Annotated in this window: 3 protein-coding genes; all 3 read left to right on the top strand. The window is 72.4% G+C overall.

All coding sequences use genetic code 11. The annotated features are described in order from the left end of the window. The first annotated feature begins 164 nt into the window (after positions 1–164). The 3 genes from ABT085_RS45265 to ABT085_RS45275 all read left to right on the top strand — a co-directional run bounded on the left by ABT085_RS45265 (position 165) and on the right by ABT085_RS45275 (position 3,002). Positions 165–1,226 carry an ABC transporter ATP-binding protein gene (locus ABT085_RS45265; RefSeq protein WP_351622784.1) on the top strand — a complete coding sequence of 354 codons (1,062 nt, stop codon included), beginning with the start codon at positions 165–167 and terminating at the stop codon, positions 1,224–1,226. Beyond that, complete coding sequence (locus tag ABT085_RS45270) at positions 1,223–2,113, top strand: ABC transporter permease (protein WP_502982992.1); 891 nt, start codon at positions 1,223–1,225, stop codon at positions 2,111–2,113. Before ABT085_RS45265 ends, ABT085_RS45270 begins: the two co-directional genes overlap by 4 nt. A gap of 529 nt (positions 2,114–2,642) precedes the next feature. Further along, positions 2,643–3,002: a hypothetical protein gene (locus ABT085_RS45275; RefSeq protein ID WP_351622781.1), complete on the top strand. Its 360-nt coding sequence runs from the start codon at positions 2,643–2,645 to the stop codon at positions 3,000–3,002. Positions 3,003–3,042 lie beyond the last annotated feature (40 nt).

Genomic DNA, 3,042 nt, shown 5'->3' on the forward strand with positions numbered 1-3,042 from the left:
GGCCGGAGCCGGTTCCGCCGCGGCCCGCAGGCCTCGCGGAAGACACCCCCGTGGACGAGGAGCCGACCGTGCAGCCACAAGCCGGTGACGAAGCCCGCACCCGAGCCGTCCCCCCGACCGCCACCCGCACCGGCCCGGTCGCCGTACAGGCCGCCGCCGCGCCGGTGTACGCCATCAGCACGCGCGGTCTGGTCAAGAGCTACGCGGGCCCGGACGGAAGCACCACCCACGCCGTACGCGGCCTGGACCTCGACGTCCTCAAGGGCGAGACCTACGCCTTCCTCGGCCCCAACGGCGCGGGCAAGTCCACCACCCTCGCCCTGCTGTGCGCCCTCGCCCGCCCCACCGCCGGACGGGCCACGGTGGCGGGCGCCGACGTGCTCAGCCGCCCGGACCGGGTCAGAAGACTGGTCGGCATGCTCTTCCAGCACAGCGCCCTGGACCCCGACCTGACGGCCGAACAGAACCTGCACATCCACGCACGCCTCTACGGACTGCGCCGCCGCCACGCGCGCGTGCGCGTCACCGAGATGCTCGAAGCGGTCGGACTTGACGACCGCCGCCGCTTCCCGGTCCGCACCCTGTCCGGAGGCATGCGCCGCCGCCTGGAGCTCGCCCGTGGCCTGCTGCACGCGCCCGAGGTGCTGTTCCTCGACGAGCCGACCACCGGACTCGACCCGCACGCCCGCGCCCAGGTCTGGGAGCACCTGCGCGTCCTGCGCGAGCGGTACGGCAGCACCCTCTTCGTCACCACCCACTACCTGGAGGAGGCGGAGCACTGCGACCGGCTCGGCATCCTCGACCACGGCCGGCTCGTGGCCCAGGGCACGCCCCACGCGCTGAAGGCCGAGATCGGGGCGGACCGGGTACTGCTGCGTACCGGCGACGACGCGGCGGCACGGCAGGTCGTGGCCCGCACTGCGCCGCCGGGCCCGGCCGTCACCCAGGACACCGAGGGGGTGTCGCTGCGCGTGCCCAACGGCAGCGCCTGGATTCCCCGCCTGTGCGCGGCACTCGAAGCCCACGGCATCGCCGTGCACGCCGCGTCCGCGACCCCGCCGACCCTCGACGACGTCTTCTTCCACCACACCGGCCGCAGCATCCACGCCCCCCGGCCGCACCCGACACCGGCCGATCCGACTCCGGCCGACCCGACGGCGGCCGACCCCACACCGGCCGATCCGGCTCCGGGCGTCGGCACTGCAGCGACCGAGGAGGCCCCATGACCGCCCCCGCTCTCCCGGCCTCCGATGCCTCAGGTACCCCCGCCGACCCCGGCGCCTCCCGCGGCGGCGACCGTGGGCCGGGGCCGTCCCTGCGCCGCGAACTGCGCGCGGTCCACGCCCTGGTGCACCGCGATCTGCTGCGCCTGGCGGGCCAGCCCACGCACAGCGCCCTGATGCTGATCCAGCCGGTCCTCTACCTCTTCGTCCTGGGCGGCGGTCTGGCCGCCCTGATCCCGAACTCCTCACTGGGCGTCGGCTATCAGACGTACCTCTTCCCGGGCATGCTGATGATGACCGTGCAGGCGCCGGCCATCATCGTCGGCGTCCGTCTGATCACCGACCGGCAGAGCGGCTACCTGCGCGAACTGCTGATGGCCCCGGTCAGTCGACCCACCCTCCTGCTCGGGAGCTGCGCCGGCGGCACCATCGTCTCCACGGTCCAGGGAGCGGTCCTGCTCGGTCTGGCCGGCGCCGTCGGCCTGCCCTACGACCCGCTTCTCCTGGCGTTGCTGCTCGCCGTGATGATCCTGGCCTCCTTCACCATCACGGCCCTGTCCCTGCTGCTGGCCGTGAGCCTGGACCGGCCCGAGATCTTCCACATGCTGCTCGGCCTGGTGATGATGCCGCTGCTGTTCCTCTCCGGCGGCTTCTTCCCCCTGGGCAACCTGCCGGGCTGGGCCCATACGCTGGCCGCGGCCAACCCCCTCGCCTACGGGGTGGACCTGCTCCGCCGCGTCATCGCGCTCCGCGTACCGCACCAGGCGACCGCCGTGGGCATCGAGTGGTTCGGCCGGCAGCCTTCGTTGCTCCTGGAAGGCGCCGTCCTGCTGGCCGGCGGAGTCGCGGCCCTGCTCTGGGCCGCCCGCCGCTTCAGCCGCCCCGAATGACACCCGACAGCCGCCCCGAGTGCCCCCTGACCCGTCGGCCGTCGAGCGGCTCAGGGGGCCGGAGCGCATTCCTGGACCAGGCCGAGTACCGCGTCCGGTGTCGACGGCCCGTTCGAACGCGTCGGTGATCCGTGACCGGGCGGGACGTACCTCCTCCAACAACTACTGTCCCATTGTGGGGAGTTCCACCCCGGCACGACTTCCTCGACGCGGAGATCGTCGTCTTGAGCGGGTTCGCCCCGGGACGCCTGGAAGTCTGTCTGGCCCGGCCGCAATCGGGTCGCCGTCATCGTGGTGGCGGATGTGGCCGGATCGGGGACGTCGGTCCGTGTCCCGGTGCGCCTGACGGTTCCGGCTGTACTCCGCACCCCGCGCCCGGGTCCTGCGCCCCTCACGCCTCTGCACCTCCACGTCCCACCATCAGGGCGTTTGACCAGGAACAGTCCGGTTCGTGCCTCCTGTGTCCGGCAGGGTTGCACCAGTGACGGGACGCCAATCGCAGACGTCCCGCACGATCAGGAGGAGACACATGCGAGCAAAGACGGCCCTCACCGCCGGCGCAATGGCGCTCACTCTCGCCGCTGGAGCCGGCTGGGCCGCCCAGGCAGCCCCCGAGCACTCGACCGCTGCCAAGCCCGTACATTCCCGTGCCATCGACGGCTATCAGATCGTCACGCTCCCCAACGCGAACGTCCCGAACTTCCAGCGCCGTACCGTCTACTGTCCGGCCGGCAAGCACGTCATCGGTGGCGGAGCCGAAGCCCAGGGTGCCGACGCGATGCTCGTCGGCAGCTTCCCCACCCCGGACGGATCCGGCTGGATCGGCCTCGGCAGGCAGAAGGCCTACACCACCGTCGGCATCAGCGTGTACGCCATCTGCGCCTTCTGATCCGACGTCAGTCCCGTCAGCGTCCCGTCGCCGGTACCTC

It is taken from the genome of Streptomyces sp. NPDC002265 (genome assembly GCF_040296125.1).
Lineage (GTDB): Bacteria > Actinomycetota > Actinomycetes > Streptomycetales > Streptomycetaceae > Streptomyces.

Excerpts from the sequence above, each read along its gene's own strand:
- ABT085_RS45270 (WP_502982992.1), top strand. The coding sequence starts at position 1,223 with ATGACCGCCCCCGCTCTCCCGGCCTCCGATGCCTCAGGTACCCCCGCC.
- ABT085_RS45275 (WP_351622781.1), top strand. The coding sequence starts at position 2,643 with ATGCGAGCAAAGACGGCCCTCACCGCCGGCGCAATGGCGCTCACTCTC.